Annotated in this window: 23 protein-coding genes; 6 read left to right on the top strand and 17 right to left on the bottom strand. The window is 46.8% G+C overall.

Annotation, left to right across the window (positions count from 1 at the left end; all coding sequences use genetic code 11):
- Nucleotides 1-91 precede the first annotated feature (91 nt).
- The 15 genes from CHL76_RS14890 to CHL76_RS14960 form a co-directional block, all read right to left on the bottom strand.
- Nucleotides 92-541, bottom strand: a complete 450-nt coding sequence (locus tag CHL76_RS14890) for a ferritin-like domain-containing protein (protein ID WP_079474327.1) — start codon at nt 539-541, stop codon at nt 92-94.
- Nucleotides 542-645: 104 nt separating this feature from the next.
- Nucleotides 646-1,089 carry a peptide-methionine (R)-S-oxide reductase MsrB gene (gene msrB / locus CHL76_RS17430; RefSeq protein WP_027847418.1) on the bottom strand — a complete coding sequence of 148 codons (444 nt, stop codon included), beginning with the start codon at nt 1,087-1,089 and terminating at the stop codon, nt 646-648.
- Nucleotides 1,076-1,627: a peptide-methionine (S)-S-oxide reductase MsrA gene (gene msrA / locus CHL76_RS17435; protein ID WP_079474326.1), complete on the bottom strand. Its 552-nt coding sequence runs from the start codon at nt 1,625-1,627 to the stop codon at nt 1,076-1,078. The genes msrB and msrA overlap by 14 nt, the downstream gene beginning before the upstream one ends.
- 138 nt (nt 1,628-1,765) lie before the next feature.
- Nucleotides 1,766-2,281, bottom strand: a complete 516-nt coding sequence (locus CHL76_RS14905; RefSeq protein WP_079474325.1) for a type 1 glutamine amidotransferase domain-containing protein — start codon at nt 2,279-2,281, stop codon at nt 1,766-1,768.
- 64 nt (nt 2,282-2,345) lie between these two features.
- The gene (locus CHL76_RS14910) at nt 2,346-3,362 is read right to left on the bottom strand and encodes an LLM class flavin-dependent oxidoreductase (RefSeq protein ID WP_079474324.1); all 1,017 of its coding nucleotides are present in this window, start codon (nt 3,360-3,362) and stop codon (nt 2,346-2,348) included.
- A 16-nt stretch (nt 3,363-3,378) separates the two neighbouring features.
- On the bottom strand, nt 3,379-3,969 hold the full coding sequence (locus CHL76_RS14915; RefSeq protein ID WP_094909003.1) for a ribonuclease H1 domain-containing protein: 591 nt from the start codon (nt 3,967-3,969) through the stop codon (nt 3,379-3,381).
- Nucleotides 3,970-4,024: 55 nt separating this feature from the next.
- Complete coding sequence (locus CHL76_RS14920; RefSeq protein ID WP_233133485.1) at nt 4,025-5,335, bottom strand: lysine N(6)-hydroxylase/L-ornithine N(5)-oxygenase family protein; 1,311 nt, start codon at nt 5,333-5,335, stop codon at nt 4,025-4,027.
- A gap of 126 nt (nt 5,336-5,461) precedes the next feature.
- Entirely contained in the window at nt 5,462-6,241 is a 780-nt protein-coding gene (locus CHL76_RS14925) for a TspO/MBR family protein (RefSeq protein ID WP_147041522.1), read from the bottom strand.
- A gap of 132 nt (nt 6,242-6,373) precedes the next feature.
- Nucleotides 6,374-7,192: an aldo/keto reductase gene (locus CHL76_RS14930; protein WP_079474321.1), complete on the bottom strand. Its 819-nt coding sequence runs from the start codon at nt 7,190-7,192 to the stop codon at nt 6,374-6,376.
- A 75-nt stretch (nt 7,193-7,267) separates the two neighbouring features.
- On the bottom strand, nt 7,268-7,723 hold the full coding sequence (locus CHL76_RS14935; protein ID WP_158219197.1) for a precorrin-2 dehydrogenase/sirohydrochlorin ferrochelatase family protein: 456 nt from the start codon (nt 7,721-7,723) through the stop codon (nt 7,268-7,270).
- Entirely contained in the window at nt 7,716-8,468 is a 753-nt protein-coding gene (locus CHL76_RS14940) for a sirohydrochlorin chelatase (protein WP_079474319.1), read from the bottom strand. Before CHL76_RS14940 ends, CHL76_RS14935 begins: the two co-directional genes overlap by 8 nt.
- A gap of 12 nt (nt 8,469-8,480) precedes the next feature.
- Nucleotides 8,481-9,935, bottom strand: coding sequence for a uroporphyrinogen-III C-methyltransferase (gene cobA, locus CHL76_RS14945; RefSeq protein ID WP_158219198.1), 1,455 nt, complete (start codon nt 9,933-9,935; stop codon nt 8,481-8,483).
- 79 nt (nt 9,936-10,014) lie between these two features.
- Nucleotides 10,015-10,626, bottom strand: coding sequence for an adenylyl-sulfate kinase (gene cysC, locus CHL76_RS14950; RefSeq protein ID WP_094909006.1), 612 nt, complete (start codon nt 10,624-10,626; stop codon nt 10,015-10,017).
- Between the two features lie 14 nt (nt 10,627-10,640).
- The gene (sat, locus tag CHL76_RS14955; RefSeq protein ID WP_079474316.1) at nt 10,641-11,789 is read right to left on the bottom strand and encodes a sulfate adenylyltransferase; all 1,149 of its coding nucleotides are present in this window, start codon (nt 11,787-11,789) and stop codon (nt 10,641-10,643) included.
- A gap of 29 nt (nt 11,790-11,818) precedes the next feature.
- Nucleotides 11,819-12,526 (bottom strand): phosphoadenylyl-sulfate reductase, encoded by a 708-nt coding sequence (locus CHL76_RS14960; protein ID WP_094909007.1) that lies wholly within the window; start codon nt 12,524-12,526, stop codon nt 11,819-11,821.
- 304 nt (nt 12,527-12,830) lie between these two features.
- Between CHL76_RS14960 and CHL76_RS14965 the strand changes: the two genes are divergently transcribed.
- The gene (locus CHL76_RS14965; RefSeq protein ID WP_094909008.1) at nt 12,831-13,826 is read left to right on the top strand and encodes a lipoate--protein ligase; all 996 of its coding nucleotides are present in this window, start codon (nt 12,831-12,833) and stop codon (nt 13,824-13,826) included.
- Nucleotides 13,827-13,957: 131 nt separating this feature from the next.
- Nucleotides 13,958-14,962, top strand: coding sequence for a rod-share determining protein MreBH (gene mreBH, locus CHL76_RS14970; protein ID WP_094909009.1), 1,005 nt, complete (start codon nt 13,958-13,960; stop codon nt 14,960-14,962).
- Between the two features lie 73 nt (nt 14,963-15,035).
- Here mreBH and CHL76_RS14975 read toward each other — a convergent pair whose 3' ends face one another.
- Complete coding sequence (locus CHL76_RS14975; RefSeq protein WP_158219199.1) at nt 15,036-15,962, bottom strand: alpha/beta hydrolase; 927 nt, start codon at nt 15,960-15,962, stop codon at nt 15,036-15,038.
- A 164-nt stretch (nt 15,963-16,126) separates the two neighbouring features.
- Here CHL76_RS14975 and treP point away from each other — a divergent pair, with 164 nt between their 5' ends.
- From treP to CHL76_RS14995, 4 genes are all read left to right on the top strand, one after another.
- Nucleotides 16,127-17,578 carry a PTS system trehalose-specific EIIBC component gene (gene treP, locus CHL76_RS14980; RefSeq protein WP_094909011.1) on the top strand — a complete coding sequence of 484 codons (1,452 nt, stop codon included), beginning with the start codon at nt 16,127-16,129 and terminating at the stop codon, nt 17,576-17,578.
- An 80-nt stretch (nt 17,579-17,658) separates the two neighbouring features.
- Nucleotides 17,659-19,323: an alpha,alpha-phosphotrehalase gene (treC, locus tag CHL76_RS14985; RefSeq protein ID WP_094909012.1), complete on the top strand. Its 1,665-nt coding sequence runs from the start codon at nt 17,659-17,661 to the stop codon at nt 19,321-19,323.
- 21 nt (nt 19,324-19,344) lie between these two features.
- Nucleotides 19,345-20,067, top strand: coding sequence for a trehalose operon repressor (gene treR / locus CHL76_RS14990; protein WP_094909013.1), 723 nt, complete (start codon nt 19,345-19,347; stop codon nt 20,065-20,067).
- A gap of 86 nt (nt 20,068-20,153) precedes the next feature.
- Nucleotides 20,154-21,056, top strand: a complete 903-nt coding sequence (locus CHL76_RS14995; protein ID WP_269845171.1) for a PD-(D/E)XK nuclease family protein — start codon at nt 20,154-20,156, stop codon at nt 21,054-21,056.
- 85 nt (nt 21,057-21,141) lie between these two features.
- Here CHL76_RS14995 and CHL76_RS15000 read toward each other — a convergent pair.
- The coding region (locus tag CHL76_RS15000) for an IS3 family transposase (RefSeq protein WP_143747475.1) at nt 21,142-21,253 on the bottom strand (112 nt) is incomplete at its 5' end.

Consider the following 21,253-nt stretch of genomic DNA (forward strand, 5'->3'; position numbering starts at 1 on the left):
ATTATTTTTTGAAAATTCCGTCATTAGTGGCGGCTACTGTATATCCCTAACATAAAAAAACCGCCTCCCGGCGGCTTTTTTATACTCTATTTTACAGATCGGAGCCTTCAAGAATGCGTTCAATTTCTTCTTTATGACCGGTCTCATCAGAAATGAGGTCTTCAAGTTTGTTTTGAAGCTCGATCATGTTCAGTTCTTCTGCCTGCTGGGCACGTTTAGTATAGCGCTCAATTGTGTCTGCTTCAGAATCACGGGCAGCTTCAAGCATTTCGCGAACCTGGAACGTCTGCTTAATATCAGCAGGTTTTGTAGTCGGCGTGCCGCCAAGCGTACGAATTTTGGAAGCAATGTATTGAGCGTGGCCCTGCTCGTCACCGATTTCATCTTCAAACAATGGTCTGAGCATAGGTGTGTGAATGCCGGAAACCACAGCTGCGTAGTTTGTATACATAATAGCTGCTGCATATTCGTGTGCTAAGTCGACGTTAAGTCCATCGATTAATTCCTGTACTTTAGGATCGTTTTCTCTTACGCGTTCCATGAATAAATTCCTCCTGTCGTCTGTTTAGTGCAATTGATGTTTTCTCATAGTTGTAACCTTCCAAAGTATATTTTACCCTTTTTCAGGCTGAAAAAACCTCTTTTTTATTTGAACAGGTACAGATATTCACTGTAACCCTGCTCTTCAAGCTCATTGACCGGGATAAATTTAAGAGCAGCCGAATTGATACAATACCGTAAGCCTGTTGGTTCAGGGCCATCCGGAAATACGTGCCCAAGGTGGGAATCTGCTTCATCGCTGCGGACTTCTGTTCTTCTCATCCCTAAAGAATCATCAAAGTTTTCTTTAACTTCACTTTCCTTTAAAGGCATGGTAAAGCTTGGCCAACCACAGTTGGAGTCAAATTTATCCTTTGAACTAAACAGAGGCTCTCCGGAGACAACGTCTACATACAGACCTTCTTCTTTATGATTCCAGTATTCATTTTCAAACGGACGCTCAGTGGCATCGTTTTGAGTCACTTCATACTGCATTGGGGTTAAACGCTGCTTCAGTTCTTCTGTACTGTATTTTTTATTGGTGCTCATTCTGCTCACTCCAGTAATTGTTTATAAATCCTTCACGGCCGGAGCCCTTCCGGTACATCATATAATGAAAACGATTTTTATGATGATAATCCTGATGATATTCCTCGGCCGGATAAAACACCCCGGCTTCCCTGATTCTTGTTACCACAGGTTTTTCAAACGGACCGTTCTCATCAAGCTCCTGCTTTGAAGCTTCTGCCAGCCGGTGTTGTTCTTCATCGTGGTAAAAAATATTTGTCGTGTACGATTCCCCGCGGTCATTAAACTGACCACCCGGATCTGTAGGGTCAATCTGGCGCCAAAATATTTCGAGCAGCCGTTCATACGACACCACCGATGGGTCGTATTTCATCTGGATAGCTTCTACGTGCCCGGTAGTTTCTGAACATACTTCCCGGTACGTCGGGTTTTCTGTATGCCCGCCGGTATATCCCGACATAATATCGTAGACTCCTTCCTGCTGTTCAAAGGGACCTACCATACACCAAAAACACCCTCCGGCAAAGGTGGCAAGCTTCATGTTTTGTTCTTCTGCCATGTTATTCACCCCAATCTCTCAAGTACCGCTGATTATAACATTTCTTCATACGATTTTCTGTCAATGTGCTCACCCCGGACCTTCCTCCGGTAATTTCATTCAATAAGAAAAGGCCAGCTTTCCAGCAGGCCTTTTCGCTTAATTTGCTAGTTGTTTCAAGGATTCACGGTTAAAGGCCGGGATATCATCAGGCTCACGGCTTGTAACCAGGTTGTTGCATACGACTACTTCTTCATCATGAAGCTTTGCCTTCGCGTATTCCATGTCCGTCTGAATGGATTTGAAGCCTGTGGCGTTACGGCCTTCCAGTGCTTTTGCTGTAATAAGCAGCTGTGGACCGTGGCAGATCGCAAATACGGGCTTATCATGATCCATAAAGTATTTGGCAAAATCTACGAAACGCTGATCGCCACGAAGCTGATCCGGAGAAAATCCTCCCGGAATAAAAAGTGCATCAAAATCTTCCGGCTTCACATCTTCAATAGAAGCGTCAACGGTTACCTTCGCTTCTCCCTGTTTACCGGTAACTGTTTTGCCTTTTTCATTTTCGATTACGGTCAGTTCATGACCTTCTTTTTCGAATGCTTCTTTCGGGTCTGTGAATTCCACATCCTCAAAAAGATCTGTAAGGACTACGGCTATTTTACTCATCATACATCACCTTTCCTGGATATAATCTTTGGTCACACAATTAAGTTTACCCAAGTCCCAGCTCATTCTAAACCTGGCGGCTGCTTATTTTAAACCGGTTGGCAATTCTTCTCATTGAAGCAGCCTTTTCTTCAAATGACGGGGTAAATCCCACAGTCATAATTTCTTCAGCGCCATAAGCTTTTTCAAGCCATTTAAGCTTTTCTTCCACCTGGTCTGTCGTTCCGACCGCGTTGTGGTACCGGTTTTTTTGAAACATATCTTTTTCTTCATCCATGTACGTAACGTCTTTAATCATTTCATACGAGGGTATACCGAGCAGACCGAGGCCCTTAGCGGTTACTGAAGAAACGTAATCCCCCACAGCCCTCCATTCTTCCGCCTGCTGTTCGGACTCTGCTGCAAGGGCCCAGACCGCCAGCATAAAATAGGGAGCAGGACAGATGTCTGACGGCTGAAAATGCTCATGGTAGTAATCCGCTGCCTGAAAGCCTTCATCTGGATTAATAAAGTGGGCAAAGCAGAACGGCAGTCCGTTTTCCGCCGCTGTTTTAGCGCTGTCCCGGCTGGAGCCGAGAATCCAGACTGCCGGCTTCACCTCAGCACGTGGCGTCACCGGAGCATAGTCGTACAGCCCTTCGTATTTATTTCCTTCCGGGGACAAAAAAGTAAGCAGTTCTTTCAGCTGGCCGGGATACCTGGCGGCATTTCTTGATCCCCCTTCATGTAAGGCCCGGGTAACGTTTGGCATAGCTCCCGGCGCCCTGCCGAGGCCCAGGTCAATACGGTCTTTGTACAGAGAAGCCAGCACTTCAAATACTTCAGCCACTTTAAACGCGCTATAGTGCGGAAGCAGCACTGCACCCGATCCAATTTTCATACGTGTGGTGCGGGCGGCCAGATGGGCAATTAATACTTCCGGAGCACTTCCGGCTATATGCTTTGTGCCGTGATGCTCAGAGACCCAGAATCGGTGGTATCCGAGTTCTTCAGCAATCCTGGCATACTCCCCGGTCCAGGCTAATGTGTTTTCCGGCGTTTCTCCATAAGGCATGATGGATTGGTCAAGTATACTCAGTTTCATAATTCCCCTTCTTTCTTTACTTGCGCTGATAATCCGCTTTAATTTCACCCCAGTTATTTGTATCCCATTTATAAATCGGGTTGTCCCACGTATGCTCCTTCAGCCAGTTTTCCGCCCGGCGGATCTCTTCCCAGATTTCCCGGCTGTCGGCATCTTCCACCAGCGTCGAATTTGCTTTTTTCTTTTCGACCCAGCCGATGGCTGTCGCCGAATCCGAATATACAGGCATAGCGCTTTTTTGTTCCTTTAAATACTGAAGGGCATGCACGATCCCAAGGAATTCCGCCATATTGTTTGTGCCCTTTTTAAACCCGGGATGGGCAAACACAATCTCTTCTGTTTTCGTGTAGACACCCCGGTATTCTACCGGCCCCGGGTTGCCATGGGAACCGGCGTCTACAGAAATACTCTCTGTTATGTAACTGCCGTTTTCAGCTTCAGGTTTTAGAGTAGAATTGTTAAAAGCCGCCTCTGCTTCTTCATACGAAGGAAACGACTTAAACTTTGCTCCCTTGAAGCCCTTGACCTGCTTTTCACATTCAGCCCAGGTACTGTAAATTCCCGGTTTTTTTCCTCTCCATACTACATACCATTTCTTTTTCGCCATTTGTCTCTCTCCCTGCGGAAAAAAACGCCCCTACCCAGCAGAGACGTCCATTTCCTTATTCTTCTTTTGCTGAAAAACGCTGAAATACCGTATCCTTCTGCACCGGATAGCGCTCGAAGCCGCACAGGTTATTGATGATGGTTTGATTTCTTACGACGGATAAAGATAGGTTCGTCGCAGCCGTGCCGTGTGAATGATCAATATTTGTGAGCATGTATATATGATTGTCACGCCCGTCCTTGAACTGAAGACGATAATAATCATCAATCATATAATGGTCCTCGTCTTCCTTTTCCACGAGCTCGCCGTATTCCTGAATCCATTCCGGGACGCTCGGCTGAAAGCCGGTGGCAAGCACGACTTTATCCGAAAAACAGCGGAACGTTTTATCCTGCTGCCATTGACGGAGCTTCAGCTGATAGCCTCCCTCCACTGACTGAATATCTGACAGCTCAGTGGCAGCCTGAAGTACAACGTTTGGATCTTCACGTTCGATAGAACGATGATAAAGAAGATCGTATATTTTTTCAAGCGTGGGCTGCTCAATGCCCTTTCTTGCATGATCAAGCTCAGGCAGTGTTTCGAGCCTTGTTTTAATATCAAGTGAACGGAAATATTCGACAAAATCCGTGGAGAAAATCTCGCGGGCAACCTTTGCGTCCTCAGCCTGGAAAAACTGTGGGGAGCGGGTAAACCAGTTGAGCTTGTAATGAAAATGCTTCTGGTCCTGCAGGAGGTCATGGAAAATCTCCGCCGCACTCTGGCCGGAGCCAACCACCGTCACCTCGTCTCCGCTCTTCAGCTCCTCTTTACGAAAGGAATACTCGGCCGCATGATATATGTCATCACTCTGCTGCCTTTCAATATTAGGAGGAAGCATTGGCGCTGCTCCTGTGCCCACTGCCACATTTTTCGTGTAAAAATATTCCTTCTCGCCGCTGTTCGTATTTTCCGTCATAATCCTGTAGCAGGAAGCTCCATCCCAGCTGCTGTCAGCAACCTCAAGCACCCGCTGGCCGAACAGACAATACGGGAGCTGGGCAGCCACCCATTTTCCGTAAGAATCATATTCTCTTCTCGGAACTTTTAGCTGCTTGTTAAAAAAGAACTGAAACATGCGGTTATGCTTGTGCAAATAGTTTAACATTGTAAAACGGCTCGTAGGATCAGCAAAAGTCACCAAGTCAGCAAGAAAGGAAGAGTTCAGCACGGTGCCTTCGAGCAGCATTCCAGGATGCCAGGCAAATTCATCTTTTTCATCTAAAAACACGGCTTCTATACCGTCCACTGGCTCAAGCAGGGCGGCCATGCCAAGATTAAACGGCCCGAGCCCAATTCCTGCTATATCGTAAAGTTTGTTTTCCACCCTAATCACCTCAAAATTAAGTACTTCCGGCTTCAATCAAAAAGTCCAGCAATACCGCTGGACTTCCATTTCGTATTGAAAGGCTTCCGGAAACCTCCGAATCTATACGAATTTCCAACTCTGTAATCAAGTTCTGTTTTCCCTTCCTCTTTTGTTGTTAATCACCCAATATAGTGGCAAATAAGTGAAATTACTTCCAGAACGGAAAAACAGCTGAACAAACAGAAGCAATGCAGCCGCTGCCGCTGTCCATGCTGCCAGGTTCACTTCCTGCCAGCGCTGTACAAAAACACCGGTAAACGCCCATACAAATACCAATGTATATAAAACGTCACCCATTTTTCTATAAAACAAAATCACGGCAGCAGACGCTGCGGCGATCGCAAGAGCAGTCCACCAGCTGCCGTCAATGATCCAGCTGCGTATGCCACTCGCTGTAAGCACAACTCCGATGTTTGTAATAGAAGCGACCGTAACCCAGCCAAAATATACACTGATTGGCACCAGCAGGAGCCCCCGGCGCGGACTCGTTTTAATTTTCATATAGATAACACCCAGGCTGACCCACAGGCCCAGAATAGCTGCCATGGTGCCGTAAAATATTTCATAATGAAATAAGAACAGCCACAGCACGTTAAATACGCATGACAGGATAAACATATAGCCGATGCCTGCATATATATGCTCTTCCGTCGGTTTTGCGAAAAAAGCACGCAGCACCCACAAAATCAGGAGCAGATAAATAATTCCCCATATCGAAAAGACGTATCCGGCAGGGGTGAATAGTACGTTGAGGCTGTCCGAGATGCTGCCAGTAGTCTGGCCGTTTAGTGGCAGGGCGTTGGCAAGCCCGTTTACGGCAATGACTACTGCCAGGGCGACCGCATTCAAGAGTTTAAGCTTCATAGAAGGAACGGAAAACATAAACACCCACCTTTGGTTGAAAGACCTGATCTCAGCTTCTGCAGCTGCTTGTATACGATATGTTCATTTTAAAAAATCCTCCGGCCGTTTTTGACCGGAAGATTATTGGAGGGTTTAATTGATTTCTGCTGGCCTTGGTCCTTTACGGGCTCCTTTATCCAGACGATTAATAGTCGCCATATCTTCATCCTCAAGCGCAAAGTCAAACACATCGATGTTGCTTTCAATTCGTTCCGGCGTCACCGATTTTGGAATGATAATCGTATCGTTCTGCAGGTGCCAGCGCAGCACTACTTGAGCAGGATTTTTTCCGTGCTTCTCAGCGATATTTTGAATGTGTTCATCATTCAGCACTTCTCCGCCCTGCATGATCGGGCTCCATGCTTCCACATAAATATTTTTCTTTTTGCAGTAATCTTTTAATTCGTTCTGCGCCAGGTAAGGATGGCATTCCACCTGGTTTAATACAGGCTTCACTGTGCACTCGTTTAAAATTCTTTCCAGATGCTCCACCTCAAAGTTACTCACGCCGATCGCTTTTACCTTGCCGTCTTCATACAGCTTCTCAAGCGCCTGATACGTTTCTACGTAATCATCATTTGCCGGCGTCGGCCAATGGATCAGGTATAAATCCACATAATCGAGTCCCAGACGCTCGAGGCTCGCATCAAATGCCTTAAGCGTGTTTTCATAGCCATGATCAGAGTTCCATACCTTTGTCGTAATAAAAAGCTCTTCTCTCGGGATTCCGCTCGCTTTAATCGCACGGCCGACTCCCTCTTCATTTTGATAGATCATCGCCGTATCAATTGAACGATATCCAGATTTCAGCGCATGTGTAACGGCTTTTTCAGCTTCCTCATCGCTTACTTGAAAAACACCGAAACCGAGCTGTGGCATTTGCAGCTGATTGTTTAAAGTTACGTAATCCATATTGTATACCTTCTTTCTGTAAATGCTGTGACCATTACTGTATACCCGCTGTTCTTTATTTTACACTTGAAGGGGTCAGCGTTTTTTTATAACCCGCTGGAGATAATGCTTCCACTCCTTTACACTTGCCGGTTTATTGCTGCCGCTTGAAACGGAGATCTGCACCCCGTCTTCCATAAACGAAGCCGGAAAAGCCACATTGCCGATAGAAGGGTTGTCGGCGCCGTTTACCAGCTGCCAGGGATGCTTGTGCTCAGCAATCATCTGCTGAGCTGCTTTATCTCCGGAGGCGGAAACAATCAGCCAGGCGGTCCGCAAGTCTTCGGGCCCGCCCGTCTTCTCTTTCCAGGTGATTCTGTTTTCTTTCCACAGCCTCTCCAGCTCTCTGGAGAGCTCCGGCGCCACCACTGTGACAACAGCCTTTGCCTCTAACAGCTTTCCGGCTTTTCGTTCCGCTACGTTTCCGCCTCCAATAATCACAGCTTCCACCCTGTCAAGACTCACAGTCAACGGAAGAAGAAAATCAGACATGAATTCCTGTTTCTTTTTCGAGCGTTTCAGCGACACGGGATTCGAGCACTGGAAGCAGACGCTCATCAAAGCCTAAAAAGTCGCATCTGGTAAAATGGCCGGGTTTAGTTTGATTATAATGGGCTGCTGCTTCATCCATCTCTTTAATGAGCAGGCCGACAAACATTAAATATGGCAGAACGTACACGGGACGCCCGCCTTCAGCCAGTTCTTCCATTTTTTCTTGGAAACCCGGCTCGGCAGCGGCAAGAAAAGCTGTTTCCACTCGCGAACGGCCGGTATGCTTTTCAAGCTCTCCGGCGATCTGGTAAAAGTCTTCTATTGCCCCGGGGTCCTTTGCGCCTCTCCCTACAAATAGAATTACTGCTTCTTTCTCCGGTTCCCAGCCTTTTACACGGAGGCGGTCCAGGAGAAGGTCATTGATGCGGTCGTGAACTCCAAAAGGCTCTCCGTATTGAATAGCTACTTCCGGATGCATTTTCTGCACCTTGCCGAGCTCCTCCGGGATATCTTTTTTAATATGGCCGGCTGAAAGTAAAAGCACTGGCACAACAGCCAGAGTATCCGCCCCGTTTTCAATGCATTCAACAGCGCTCGTGACAATATCCGGCTCTGCAAGCTCCAGAAAGCATGTTTTCTGCTCATATTCCGGGAAAGCAGCCCCCGCTTTTTTCGTAAAGGCTTTTACCTGCTCGTTTCCTTCAGGGACTCTCGTTCCATGCCCGACAAACAAAATGGCTTTCATGATAGTTCCTCCTTACAGAATGGGACTGAAGCACTTTTGAATAGAAGTGCTCACTGCTTCAGATGACGCTCCTGCTATCGTATCCACCCGAAGACCATATCCCTCAGCTTGTTCTTTTGTACCTTCCCCAACGCAGACAATCGTTTTTTGCGACCACCATAGTTCCGCTTCACCATTGTACAGAGAATTTATTTTCTCCACCGCCACTGTGACAGCTTTTCTACATGGAAAAATAACTGTATTGATGGCGTTATCCGCGAGCAGCCTTTCAAGTGTATGATCTGAAGAAGAGACGCTGCTTAACACGTGCCCAATATCACTACTGCTGTGGTTGATTTCTTTTATCCATTCTTCACTTCCAATAACGTGAACAGCCTCTGCGTGCTTCCATTCCTCTTTCGAACGGTATTCCGGAAAAACACCGTAAGCCTTCCATTTCTCCTCTGCCCGCCGGGTCACGGTCACAAGATGACAGTCCACCTGCCTCAAATCCAGACGCCAATTCTTCAGCTGAGCCATAAACGCTTCAACATCAATGGCTGTTTCAAATACAATTTCATCATAGGAAAGGTCCTTTTGTAAGTGGATAAGCTCCGGCAAGGTTTCCTGCCATACAGGGCCTTCATACACTTCTGCCCCCTGGCTTTTCCATTCGCTGCTCCAACCGCTCGCACCTGAGGTTGTACGTACGTGCCACATGTAACGTCCAAACAGCGGGAGCCCTTCAAACCAAGTGGAAGCGGGCCCAGCTTTGACGACATTACCGACCAGCGTGATTGAAGGGTTTTCGATCGCGTGTGCCTGCACCACGTCGTTGATATCTGCCAGGGAGCCTTTGACCGTCCGCTGCTTTGAATATGTTCCCCATTCAACTACCATTACGGCAGTTTCCGGCGGCTTTCCTGCTTCTATGAGCCTCTTCGTAATAAATGGCAGATTCTTGACCCCCATGTAAAAAGCAACCGTATCGATGCTTTTAGCAAGCGGCTCCCAGTTCAAATCCGGCTCTCCAGTTTCTTTCTTTGTATGAGCTGTAATAGCTGCAAAGCTTCCTGAATAATCACGGTGAGTTACGGGTACGCCAGCATAAAGCGGAGCAGCAATACCGGAAGTAATGCCGGGGACGATTTCGTATTCAATACTGTTTTCCTCCATCACAGCCGCCTCTTCCCCGACTCTTCCAAATACCCCGGGGTCGCCGCCTTTGAGGCGCACTACCCGTTTTCCCTCCCGGCTTTTTTCCACCATCATTTTCTGAATTACTTCCTGCCGCAGAATATGCTTCTGCGGCAGTTTTCCACAGTATATACGTTCCGCTTCAATCGGAGCCTGTTCCAGAAGAAGCGGGTTGACCAGCCTGTCATAAAAGATGACGTCCGCCTTCCGGATGCACTCTGCTCCGCGAACGGTAATAAGTCCTTCATTGCCGGGGCCCGCTCCTACTAGAAATACTTTTCCATCTGCCACCCAACCCCTCCTTTCTCTTTTACAAATGGTAAAAAAGGACACGGCTTAACAGCCCGCGTCCTCTACCTATGTTTCTTTATTATTCTTCAATGTGCTTCCAGTTGACTAGGGCATCTACTACTTCCTGAGCAGATTCTTCAATGGATTTTTGTTCTGTATTCACCGTAAGCTCCGGGTTTTCCGGTTCTTCATACGGAGCATTAATACCGGTAAAGGAAGGAATTTCCCCGGAACGCGCTTTTTTATACAAGCCTTTCGGGTCCCGTTCTTCGCAAGCTTCAAGGCTCGCTTCCACGTATACCTCGATAAACTCCCCTTCCGGAAGCAGTTGGCGCACCTGATGGCGGTCCTCCCGGTACGGAGAAATAAAAGCAGTACTGACAATCTGGCCGCTGTCAACAAACAGCTTTGCCACTTCTCCGATACGGCGGATATTTTCGGTCCGGTCCTCCGGAGAAAAGCCAAGGTCTTTGTTCAATCCATGGCGTACGTTATCTCCGTCGAGCACGTAAGTGTGGCTCCCCCGTTCAAAAAGCTTCCGGGAGACAGCATTTGCAAGCGTGGACTTACCGGAGCCCGAAAGACCGGTAAACCAGAGCACAAAGCTTTGATGTTTATTTTTTTCCTGGCGTTCTTCTTTGGATACCGAGGCGTCATGCCAGACGATATCTGTGGATTTTGATCCCATCATTTTCCTCCTGTCATTTATGAATTGGAAGGCTGGCGCTGCATACCTCGAATCAGTACTTCCACGACTTCCGGACGGCTGAACTCTTTTGGAGGCATTTCGCCGTTGGTCAGCATAGCGCGCACTTTCGTACCAGAAAGAATGACATGATCAGCTTTATCGTGCGGACACGTTTTCGCCGTCGCCATGTTTTCACATTTCAGGCAGTAGAAGGAATGCTCAAAGAAGCGCAGCTGAATGCCAAGTTCTTCAAACGTAAAGTCGGAGAAAATTTCCTGGGCGTCATACGTGCCATAATAGTCACCGACACCAGCATGGTCACGGCCGACAATAAAGTGGGTGCAGCCGTAATTTTTCCGTACCATGGCATGAAATATCGCTTCTCTAGGTCCTGCGTAGCGCATGGCGGCTGGAAATACAGCGAGGAATGTCCGGTTTTCAGGGTAGTATTCGTCGAGAATAGTCTCATAGCTTTCCATACGCACATCAGCAGGAATGTCATCTGATTTCGTTGCCCCGACAAGCGGGTTTAAAAACAGGCCGTCTACGGTTTCAAGTGCTGCCTTTTGAATATATTCGTGCGCCCGGTGGACAGGATTTCTCGTTTGAAAACCGACCACCGTGTTCCAGCCGCGGCTTTCAAAAGCACTGCGCGTTTCTTCCGGATCCAGATAATAGTTTTCAAACTGCTCATGGCTGATTTCTTTTACCAGCGTAACTTTACCGGAAACATACGTGTCCGGACGATCATACATTTTCTTTACGCCGGGATGCGCTTCTTCTTCGGTGCGGTATACTTCTCTTGCTTCCCGCTTCTTATCCGGGCTGTAGAATCCTTCAAGTTCAATCGTACCGTACGTTTCTCCGTCAAAAACCAGGCGGGCTTCCTCCCCAGCTTTCAACTCCTCTGCTTTTTCCTTCGTGACCGGCAGAGTGATCGGAATGCTCCAGACCGTGCCATCCGCCAGGCGCATCGAAGAAACCACCGAGCTGTAGTCCTCTTCGCTCATAAAGCCTTCAAGCGGACTGAACGCGCCGTTGGAGAGCAGCTCGAGGTCGGACAAAGCAATCTCGTCAAGCTCGATTTGTTTTTGAATGGATGAAACGTCTTTGTTCAAATCCTTACGATTTACTAGTTTTCCACCGTGTGGAGTACTTAAAGCCATGATCATCGTCCCTTCTTCGTCTTAATTCATCAGCGGTGCAGGCCGCATTCTGTTTTTCCGCTTCCTGTCCACCGGCCGCTGCGGTGGTCTTCACCTTCGAGCACTTTCGCAGTGCACTGTACACATCCGATACTTGGATAATTCTGCTCATGCAGCTCATTGTAAGGAAGATTGTTGTCTTCGATATAGGCCCAGACATCGTCCCACGTCCAGTGGATCAAAGGGCATATTTTAATGGACTCAAACCGTTTATCCTCGTTAACAAACTGCGTGTTGCGGCGGGTAAGTGACTGCGACCTCCGCAGGCCGGACATCCAGGCCCCGTACTGGCTCAGTTCATTTTCGAGCGGCTGCAGCTTCCGGATACCGCAGCAGCGGTCCGGGTCTGTTTCCCAAAGCCTCTCACCTTCCTGGGCTGCCTGTTGTTCAGGCGTCAGTTCGGGCTTCAGCATTTTAATGTTTAACTCCGGATACTTTTCACGAACGGAGTCAATTACATCATACGTTTCTTTAAAATGGAACTGGGTGTCGAGAAAAGCGATGGTTGCATCTGGTTTCACCTGGCTGATTAAATCAATCAATACAATCCCTTCTGCTCCGAAACTGCATGCATATACTAAATCATCACCATATTCGCCGTAGGCCCAGCGGATAACTTCAAGCGCACTTTTTCCTTCCAGCACTTCGTTATTCACGTGTTCCAATTCATTTGTCTGCAGGGAATCGTATACTATCATGCGCTTCCATCCCTTTCACTTTAATATTGTACCTGTTTCCATAAAAAATGAAAATCTTATTTTAAAAGACGTTAAAATCCTTAGTAAGTTTATCAGGTTTATTAGCTTACCATACATTTTAGTGGGTACTTTTTACAAAGTCAACAATACAAATCGTTTAACTAGGGATTGTTTCCAGGCTGGTATACCTCTTCCCTTCTTTCCCCCTGTTAGCATTAGCTTTCTCATTAGTATTTATGGCATAATATAAAAGGATATTTTTTCACCAGCATCGGTTCAGAACCACTCATTTAGGAGGTTACGAATGAAATTTATTGATAATGAAGGTATCAATGACCCAAGAATCAATTTGGCCATCGAAGAATTTGCTTTAAAGAATATGGATCTGGGCAAAGACGAAATGTATTTACTTTTTTATGTAAACACTCCTTCTATAATTATTGGAAAAAATCAGAATACAATCGAAGAAATCAACACCGATTATGTAGAGAAGCACAACATTCAGGTCGTCAGACGCCTTTCCGGCGGCGGTGCTGTTTATCATGATCTTGGCAATTTAAACTTCAGCTTTTTAACCAAAGACGACGGCAACAGCTTTCAAAATTTCCAAAAGTTTACTCAGCCGATCGTCGATGCTTTAAATAACATTGGCGTGCCGGCCGAAATGTCCGGGCGCAATGACCTCCAGGCAAATGGAAAGAAAATTTCCGGAAACGCCCAGTTCGCCACAAAAGGAAGAATGTTCAGTCACGGCACGCTTATGCTTGATTCGGAAATTGAAAATGTCGTTGCTGCATTGAATGTAAAAGATGAAAAAATCCGTTCGAAAGGGATTAAATCTATTCGAAGCCGCGTAGGAAACATCAACGAATTTTTAGACGAGCCATTGTCTGTGGAAGCATTCAAACAGCTGATCCTGCGGTATATTTTCGGCAGCGATGAACAAATTGAACAGTATCATCTTACCGACGAGGACTGGAAGGAAATACACAGAATATCCAGCGAGCGTTATAGCAATTGGGACTGGAATTATGGTAAATCCCCTGCTTTTGACATTCACCGCAGCAAAAAGTTTGATGCCGGGATGCTCGACATTCGTTTCAACGTCAAGAAAGGCGTGATTCAGGAAACGAAAATCTACGGGGACTTTTTTGGTACCGGGAACGTAGAGGATCTTCAGGAAGCACTTCAGGATACAAAGTATGAGCGAGATGCCATTTATGAAACTTTGTCGCAATTTGATTTATACACATATTTTGGAGCCATTTCTCTCGAGGAAGTAGTGGATTTAATTTATTAATTCCCGTCAATATTCCGTAAAAATGGGAAAATACTCATTTTTTACGTGACCTTAGACCCTTATTTAAGTATTCTTACTCCTCTACAATTAATTACTGGAGACTATTAACCCGGAAAAGGTGAGTAAATAAAATGGCATTAACAGAAATAGGTATTGATTTAGGAACTGCGAACATTCTCGTTTACACAAAAGAAAAAGGTATTATCCTCAATGAGCCTTCCGTTGTAGCACTTCATATAGATACTAAAGAAGTGTACGCCGTAGGTACAGAAGCAAAAGAAATGGTGGGAAAAACTCCAGCCAACATTATCGCTACCCGGCCAATGAAAGAAGGAGTAATTGCAGATTATGATATTACATCTGCGATGCTTTCCCACATCATGAAAAAAATTCAAAAAGAAGCAGGCTTTACTCTCCGCAAGCCGAAAGTCGTAGTATGCACACCTTGTGATTCCACTTCTGTAGAACGCCGGGCTATCAGGGATGCTGTACTTGGCTGCGGTGCTAAATCTGTTTCCTTAATCGAAGAGCCGATTGCAGCTGCGCTCGGTGCAGAGCTGCCGGTGGATGAACCCAAAGCAAATGTTATCGTTGATATTGGCGGAGGTACGACAGAGGTCGGTATTATTTCTTATGGCGGCATTGTCTCTTCCCGGGCGATACGCCGCGGCGGGGATCATATGGATGAAAGCATTACTCAGCATGTCCGCAAGGAATACAATATGCTGATTGGCGAACGGACCGCTGAAAATATCAAAATGGAGATTGGTTCCGCTATTCCTGACGGGGAAGTACGCACGATGGAAATCCGGGGCAGAGACCTTGTAAATGGACTCCCGAAAACCATTACACTGGAGTCTCCGGAAATCCACCGGGCCATCACAGAAACGTTGGATCAAATTCTGGAAACTATCCGTGTTACTCTTGAACAATGTCCTCCTGAACTAAGCGGCGATATCGTCGATCAGGGAATTGTACTTACCGGAGGAGGCGCACTCCTGAACGACCTTCAGGAGTGGCTGAGCCGCCAGATCGTGGTTCCGGTCCACCTCGCCTCAGCACCTCTTGAAGCTGTCGCGATTGGCACTGGCAAATCGTTGGCAATGATCAACAGCTTGCAAAAAGCTTCCATGTAATAAGAAAAAGGACCGTCTAGAGGCATATTCGCCTGCAGACGGTCCTTTTTCATGTAACCATGGTTATTTAACATTATTGTATTTGTTTTTGCAGCCACGGGTAGAGATGATCCAACAGTTCATGGGAGAGATTGGCGTCTTGCTGTTTTTTATATCTTCGCTTTGTTTTAATAATTGAAAACTCTTCCGGCTGATGTCTTAGAATATGGTTCATCTCTTCAACTACATATGCTTCCACCGGGCCGCCCGTATGCTGGGCTACGGCGCTGACGTCTTCTGCTTTCACCTGGGCATCCTTGCCGCCATTTACGGCAATCACCGGAATGCGTGTGCGGTGAAAGGCTTCCCGCGGGTCATAGTCAGCGTGTTCCTGAAACCATTTCACGTTTACGTTTTTATATTTTTTTGAAGCTTCTTCATCAAGCAGCTCCTTAAGCACTTTGTGCTGCTTTTTTATCATACGCTTGTTCACTTTCCCCGTTCTCAACGCCCGGTAAAAAATTCCTCTCCCCTCGCTTATTTCTCTTTCCACCGATTCGCCCTGTTCAAGCAGAATATCAAACAACGGCTTTGGCGACGAGGCGAGCACCATCATTCCCTGTACCTTTTCTTTCTCAGCCACCCTGGGAGCAATCGCCCCGCCTTCGCTGTGGCCCAGAATAAAAATTTTGTTTTCATCAATTGCAGGATTCATTTTCAAAAGCCGCACCGCAGCAGCAGCATCTTCAATTAAATCTTCCAGTCCCGTGGCCCGAAAATCACCATCACTGGACCCGGTGCCTCTCTTGTCATAACGAAGAGCTGCTACTCCCTGCTTTTCAAGCCAGGCGGCCAGCTGGTTATAAATATTTAATTTTATTCCCGGCGCGTTACCGTCACGGTCTATAGGCCCGCTCCCACCAATTATCAGCACGCCGGAAGTTTTTTCAGACGCATTAGCAGGCATCGTGAGCGTTCCGTATAACGTTTCAGTCTGATCGATTGTTATCAATTGTTCCATGATTTCACGCTCCATTAAGGGGTTTTATTTTAGTATTCCTATTTTTCATTTAATAAAAACCTTTTTACTCATGATAATTATATTGACTAATTTGTATATACAAGTTAAAGTGAGTTTATAAATTGGTAGCGTTTTCAAAAGTATCCACTTAAGGGGGAAACACAATGGCAAAAATTACGAAAGAAGCTGTTGAAACGATCGTTGAAGCCGTGGGAGGCAATGATAACATTGAAACAGTTACCCACTGTGTAACCAGGCTGCGGTTTGTTTTATACGATGAAGAAAAGGTAGATAAAGAAAAACTTACTAACCTTGATCTTGTGCGTGGGGCTTTTGCCTCTGGAGGCCAGTATCAGGTCGTTATCGGCCAGGGCACCGTAGATAAAGTTTATAAAGAACTGATGAGCGTTACAGGACGTTCTGAGGAAAGCGGCGGACGTGCTGGAGACGGAGACTCTGAAAACGACACCGCTGATAAACAGAAATCCGGCAAAAAACAGAATGCCTTTCAACGTTTTATTCGTCTGCTTGCTGATATTTTCATTCCCATTCTTCCAGCTATTATTACCGCAGGGCTGCTGCTCGGCTTGAACAACCTGTTAACCGGTCCCGGTATTTTCTTCGACGATGCTGTGATTGATGTATATCCACAGTGGACCGGTATTTCTGAAATTATCTTCATTATTGCAAACGCTTCATTCAACTTTCTTCCCGTTCTTATAGGGTGGTCGGCCGTTAGGAGGTTTGGTGGCAGTCCCCTCCTCGGTATCGTGCTCGGGTTAATTTTTGTCCACCCGCAGCTTTTAAGCGCGTACGCTTACGGTGACGCGAGTGCAAATAACGAAGTGCCAACCTGGGATCTGTTCGGCTGGAATGTCGAGCAGGTTGGCTATCAGGGACAGGTGCTCCCAGTGCTTGTAGCTTCCTATGTTCTAGCCCAAATTGAAATGTTTTTAAGAAAACGGATTGCAGATTCTATCCAGGTACTGCTGGTTGCTCCGATTGCTTTACTCGTTACTGGCTTCTTTACATTTATTATTATCGGCCCGGTTACTTTCGGGCTTGGAAATGCGATTACAGACTTCTTCCTGTGGACATTTGACCAGTACGCATGGCTTGGGGGCCTGCTTTACGGCCTGCTTTATGCACCGCTCGTTATTACAGGGCTCCACCACACATTCCTTGCGGTCGACCTTCAGCTTACCGCTTCGACCGACGGTACTTTTTTATGGCCGATTCTTGCTCTCTCCAACATTGCCCAGGGATCTGCTGCAGTCGGCATAATGATTCTGGCCTGGAGAGATCAGAACATGCGCGGCCTGGCAGGCTCAGCCGGACTTTCAGCGTATCTTGGAGTTACCGAGCCGGCATTGTTCGGGGTGAACCTGCAGTACCGGTTCCCGTTCTTTTGTGCGCTGATCAGCTCAGCGATCGCAGCTACATTTATCAGCATCAATAACGTCCTGGCCTTTGCTGTTGGCGTCGGCGGCATTCCGGGCATCTTTTCCATCCGTCCGCCGGACTGGGGAGCTTTCTTTATCGGGATGCTGATTGTCATTATCCTTCCGATTGTATTAACCTATCTCTACGGGCGTATTCGTAAAGTAGAAATTTAACCAATGAATTCAGGCGTCTGCTGGTATTTTTTAGCAGGCGCCTTTAATCCATACAGCATATATGCGAAAGGATGAGAAGAATGGAACCATGGTGGAAACGAACTGTTATTTACCAGATTTATCCTAAAAGCTTTAACGACACTACCGGAAATGGAGTCGGCGATCTTCCGGGCATTATCGAAAAACTCGATTATCTAAACGATCTTGGCATTGATGTTTTATGGCTTAATCCTGTATACCCTTCCCCTCAAAAGGATAACGGATATGATATCAGTGATTACTATAATATTTATGATGTGTACGGAACGATGGAGGACTTCGAACGCCTGCTCGCCGAAGCCCACGCAAGAAACATGAAGATCATTATGGATATCGTTATTAATCACACCTCCACCGACCACGCCTGGTTTCAAGCCGCTTCTTCAGATGCCTCGAGCCCTTACCGCGACTACTATATCTGGAAAGATCCTGTCGATGGCGCTGAACCAAATAACTGGGTGTCTAAATTCGGCGGCTCCGCCTGGCAGTGGCATGAACCGACAAGCGAGTATTACCTGCACCTTTTTGACGTGAGCCAGGCGGACTTAAACTGGGAAAACGAAGAACTGCGCCAACAGCTGTATGATATGATGAATTACTGGTTCGAAAAAGGCATCGACGGCTTCCGTCTCGACGTTATTAATTTAATTTCGAAGGATCAGCGGTTTCCAAATGATGATATAGGGGATGGCCGCCGGTTTTATACCGACGGGCCGAGAGTGCACGAATGGATGCATGAAATGCACCAAAACGTATTCGCCCGGCACGGAGCCATGACAGTCGGAGAGATGTCCTCCACGACAATCGACCACTGCATCAAGTATACCCGCCCGGACCGGGAAGAACTGAGCATGACCTTTAATTTCCATCATTTAAAAGCGGATTATCCCGGAGGGGAAAAATGGGCCCTGCCGGAATTTGATTTTGTGCAGTTAAAAGAAACACTGTCCGACTGGCAGATCGGTATGTACGAAGGCGGCGGCTGGAATGCGCTGTTCTGGTGCAACCACGATCAGCCCCGGATTGTAAGCAGGTACGCCGATGACGGCAAGTACCGCGTGGAATCAGCGAAAATGCTCGCAGCCACCATGCACTGTATGCGCGGCACCCCTTACATTTACCAGGGGGAAGAGCTTGGGATGACCAATCCTTCCTACAGCTCTATCGAGGATTACCGCGACGTAGAAACCATTAATTATTATGATATTATGCAAAAGCAGGGAAAAAGCCCCGAGGAAGCGTTCGCCGTCATCCAGGCCCGCTCCCGCGACAATGCACGAACGCCTATGCAATGGGACAGCTCAAAAAATGCCGGTTTCAGTGAGGCTGAGCCGTGGCTGCCGGTCCCGGAAAATTATACGTCCATTAACGCGAAGGAAGCGGTAAACGATCCGGATTCCGTTTATCATTTTTACAAAAAATTAATTCAGCTCCGCAAGGACTATAAAATTATGACGGCTGGAGATTATCAGCTCTACCTGCCGGATCACTCTTCCCTTTTCGCCTATACTCGTGAAGACGAAGACGAGGCGTTACTCCTTGTGAGCAATTTCTCGTCTGAAACGATTGAAGCCGGCGGCCTGGACCTCCCCTGGAAAGAGCAGCCCGGCACCATTTTTCTCACCAACTATCAACGGGAGCATTTTTCCTTTGGGACTGACAGCCTGCAGCCATACGAGTCGATCGTTCTGCATTACCAAAAATAGCCGCCCTGAGGTGTAACGAGCATGAGTACAAAAAGAAAGTATTTAGACATCTATGAAGAAATAGCGCACGGCATCCGCAGTGAGCAGTTTAAGCCTCATGCCCTGCTTCCTTCCGAGCATGAGCTCACTTCCATGTACGATACGTCACGGGAAACTATCCGCAAAGCGTTGAACCTGCTTTCCGAACATGGATATATTCAAAAAATTCAGGGCAAGGGCTCTGTCGTGCTTGAAACTGGCCGGTTTGATTTTCCAGTATCCGGGCTCGTCAGCTTTAAAGAGTTGGCAGAACAGACCGGCAGCAATAGTAAAACCCATGTGCATTCCTTGACCCTTTCACCTGTTCCGGCAGCTCTCCAGCACGTATTTGAGGCGGAGGAAGAGGCAGAACAGGTCTGGGAAGTAAAGCGGCAGCGGAAAATGGATGGTGAAAATATTGTGCTCGACATTGACTATCTGCTTGAGCGCTGGGTACCCGGACTGACTGAAGATATTTGTGCTGATTCCATTTATGACTATGTAGAAAATAAGCTGGAGCTTGTGATCAGCTTCGCGCGTAAAGAAATCACTATTGAAAAGCCGACGCACGAAGACGGGCAGCTGCTTGACCTTTATCCGGATTCAAGTATTGCGGTCGTCCGGAACTATGTATATCTCGATAATGCGGAATTATTTCAATATACCGAGTCCAGGCACCGTTCAGATAAGTTCCGTTTTATCGACTTTGCCCGCCGTCACCGTTAAAATGGTAGCAGGAGCAAGGTAAAGACAAATCAAAGGAGTGGTTTCTCCTGTTTACTATACGGGACTATCCGGAGTTTTCCTGGTCGCTGTCGAGGCATAAAACGCTGCTTCAATGCGAACGGCAGTATGCCCACCAGTACTACTCCTCACACAATGGCTGGCTGCGGAATGCAGACCCCTTTCCGCGCCACGTCTACCGACTGAAAAATTTAACTAATCTTGAAATGCTGTTTGGATCTATCGTACATGATTTAGTAGAAGAAACGCTGAAAAAATATTTAAATAACGGGCACCTCCCAACAAAAGATATTTTGAAAGAAACAATTCGGACCCGGCTGAATGAAGGGTTTATTGATTCGACTAAAAACGCGGAGCAGTGGCGCAAAAAGCCGAAACATACGACCATGCTCCACGAAATATACTACGGTGAAGAAAAGAAGCTGCCCGCAGAGAAAATAAAAAAAATCCAGGATCGGCTCGAGGCCGTAGTGGAGCATATTCTAACCTGTGACACCATGCAGGAACTTACTTCGGAGCGGCCAACGTATTATCTCGAATCAGAGGAACTCCGCACGATGAACCTGGAAAACACTAAAGTGTTTGCCGTGCTCGACTTTCTTTATAAAGACGAAGAAAATAATAAATGGGTGATCGTGGATTGGAAAACCGGCCTGCAGACAGAGGAAGACCCCTATCAGCTGGCTTTATATGCGCAGTACGTTCTCGATTACTACCCGGAAACGGCTCTTGAAGATATCGTCGTGCGAAATGAATACCTGCTTGAAGGGACAAGTGTCGAACATAAGCTTGACCATTCCACCCTTCAGGAGGTCCGGGAGCTGCTCGTGCAGAGTGTAGAACGTATGGCCGGTTTCCTCGAGGATAAAGAAGCCAACAAGCCGCTTCCCCTCGAATATTTCAAAAAAACGACCAATACCTTTGCCTGTAAACGATGCAATTTTTACGAGCTGTGTTTCCCGAAGCAGTGAAAGTAAAGCTGTATCCTGTTAAAAATAAAGAACACCCGAGCCTGTATGCTGAACTGACCCAAAGAAATGAGACAAGAAAAAACACCTATGCGGCCGCCGTCCGGAATTCCACCGGACTGTGGTCGTTTAATTTGGTAAATGGTCGTATGTAATTGTAATAATACATGTACGAATCGACTTTTTCGACTATAATAGAA

Source organism: Marinococcus halophilus (assembly GCF_002265875.1).
GTDB classification, from domain to species: Bacteria; Bacillota; Bacilli; order Bacillales; family Marinococcaceae; genus Marinococcus; species Marinococcus halophilus.

What these genes read in the sequence shown, in the direction of transcription:
- CHL76_RS14890 (WP_079474327.1), bottom strand. Translation starts at nt 541, where the DNA reads ATGGAACGCGTAAGAGAAAACGATCCTAAAGTACAGGAATTAATCGAT.
- msrB (WP_027847418.1), bottom strand. Translation starts at nt 1,089, where the DNA reads ATGAGCACCAATAAAAAATACAGTACAGAAGAACTGAAGCAGCGTTTA.
- msrA (WP_079474326.1), bottom strand. Translation starts at nt 1,627, where the DNA reads ATGGCAGAAGAACAAAACATGAAGCTTGCCACCTTTGCCGGAGGGTGT.
- CHL76_RS14905 (WP_079474325.1), bottom strand. Translation starts at nt 2,281, where the DNA reads ATGATGAGTAAAATAGCCGTAGTCCTTACAGATCTTTTTGAGGATGTG.
- CHL76_RS14910 (WP_079474324.1), bottom strand. Translation starts at nt 3,362, where the DNA reads ATGAAACTGAGTATACTTGACCAATCCATCATGCCTTATGGAGAAACG.
- CHL76_RS14915 (WP_094909003.1), bottom strand. Translation starts at nt 3,969, where the DNA reads ATGGCGAAAAAGAAATGGTATGTAGTATGGAGAGGAAAAAAACCGGGA.
- CHL76_RS14925 (WP_147041522.1), bottom strand. Translation starts at nt 6,241, where the DNA reads ATGAAGCTTAAACTCTTGAATGCGGTCGCCCTGGCAGTAGTCATTGCC.
- CHL76_RS14930 (WP_079474321.1), bottom strand. Translation starts at nt 7,192, where the DNA reads ATGGATTACGTAACTTTAAACAATCAGCTGCAAATGCCACAGCTCGGT.
- CHL76_RS14935 (WP_158219197.1), bottom strand. Translation starts at nt 7,723, where the DNA reads ATGTCTGATTTTCTTCTTCCGTTGACTGTGAGTCTTGACAGGGTGGAA.
- CHL76_RS14940 (WP_079474319.1), bottom strand. Translation starts at nt 8,468, where the DNA reads ATGAAAGCCATTTTGTTTGTCGGGCATGGAACGAGAGTCCCTGAAGGA.
- cysC (WP_094909006.1), bottom strand. Translation starts at nt 10,626, where the DNA reads ATGATGGGATCAAAATCCACAGATATCGTCTGGCATGACGCCTCGGTA.
- sat (WP_079474316.1), bottom strand. Translation starts at nt 11,789, where the DNA reads ATGGCTTTAAGTACTCCACACGGTGGAAAACTAGTAAATCGTAAGGAT.
- CHL76_RS14960 (WP_094909007.1), bottom strand. Translation starts at nt 12,526, where the DNA reads ATGATAGTATACGATTCCCTGCAGACAAATGAATTGGAACACGTGAAT.
- CHL76_RS14965 (WP_094909008.1), top strand. Translation starts at nt 12,831, where the DNA reads ATGAAATTTATTGATAATGAAGGTATCAATGACCCAAGAATCAATTTG.
- mreBH (WP_094909009.1), top strand. Translation starts at nt 13,958, where the DNA reads ATGGCATTAACAGAAATAGGTATTGATTTAGGAACTGCGAACATTCTC.
- CHL76_RS14975 (WP_158219199.1), bottom strand. Translation starts at nt 15,962, where the DNA reads ATGGAACAATTGATAACAATCGATCAGACTGAAACGTTATACGGAACG.
- treP (WP_094909011.1), top strand. Translation starts at nt 16,127, where the DNA reads ATGGCAAAAATTACGAAAGAAGCTGTTGAAACGATCGTTGAAGCCGTG.
- treC (WP_094909012.1), top strand. Translation starts at nt 17,659, where the DNA reads ATGGAACCATGGTGGAAACGAACTGTTATTTACCAGATTTATCCTAAA.
- treR (WP_094909013.1), top strand. Translation starts at nt 19,345, where the DNA reads ATGAGTACAAAAAGAAAGTATTTAGACATCTATGAAGAAATAGCGCAC.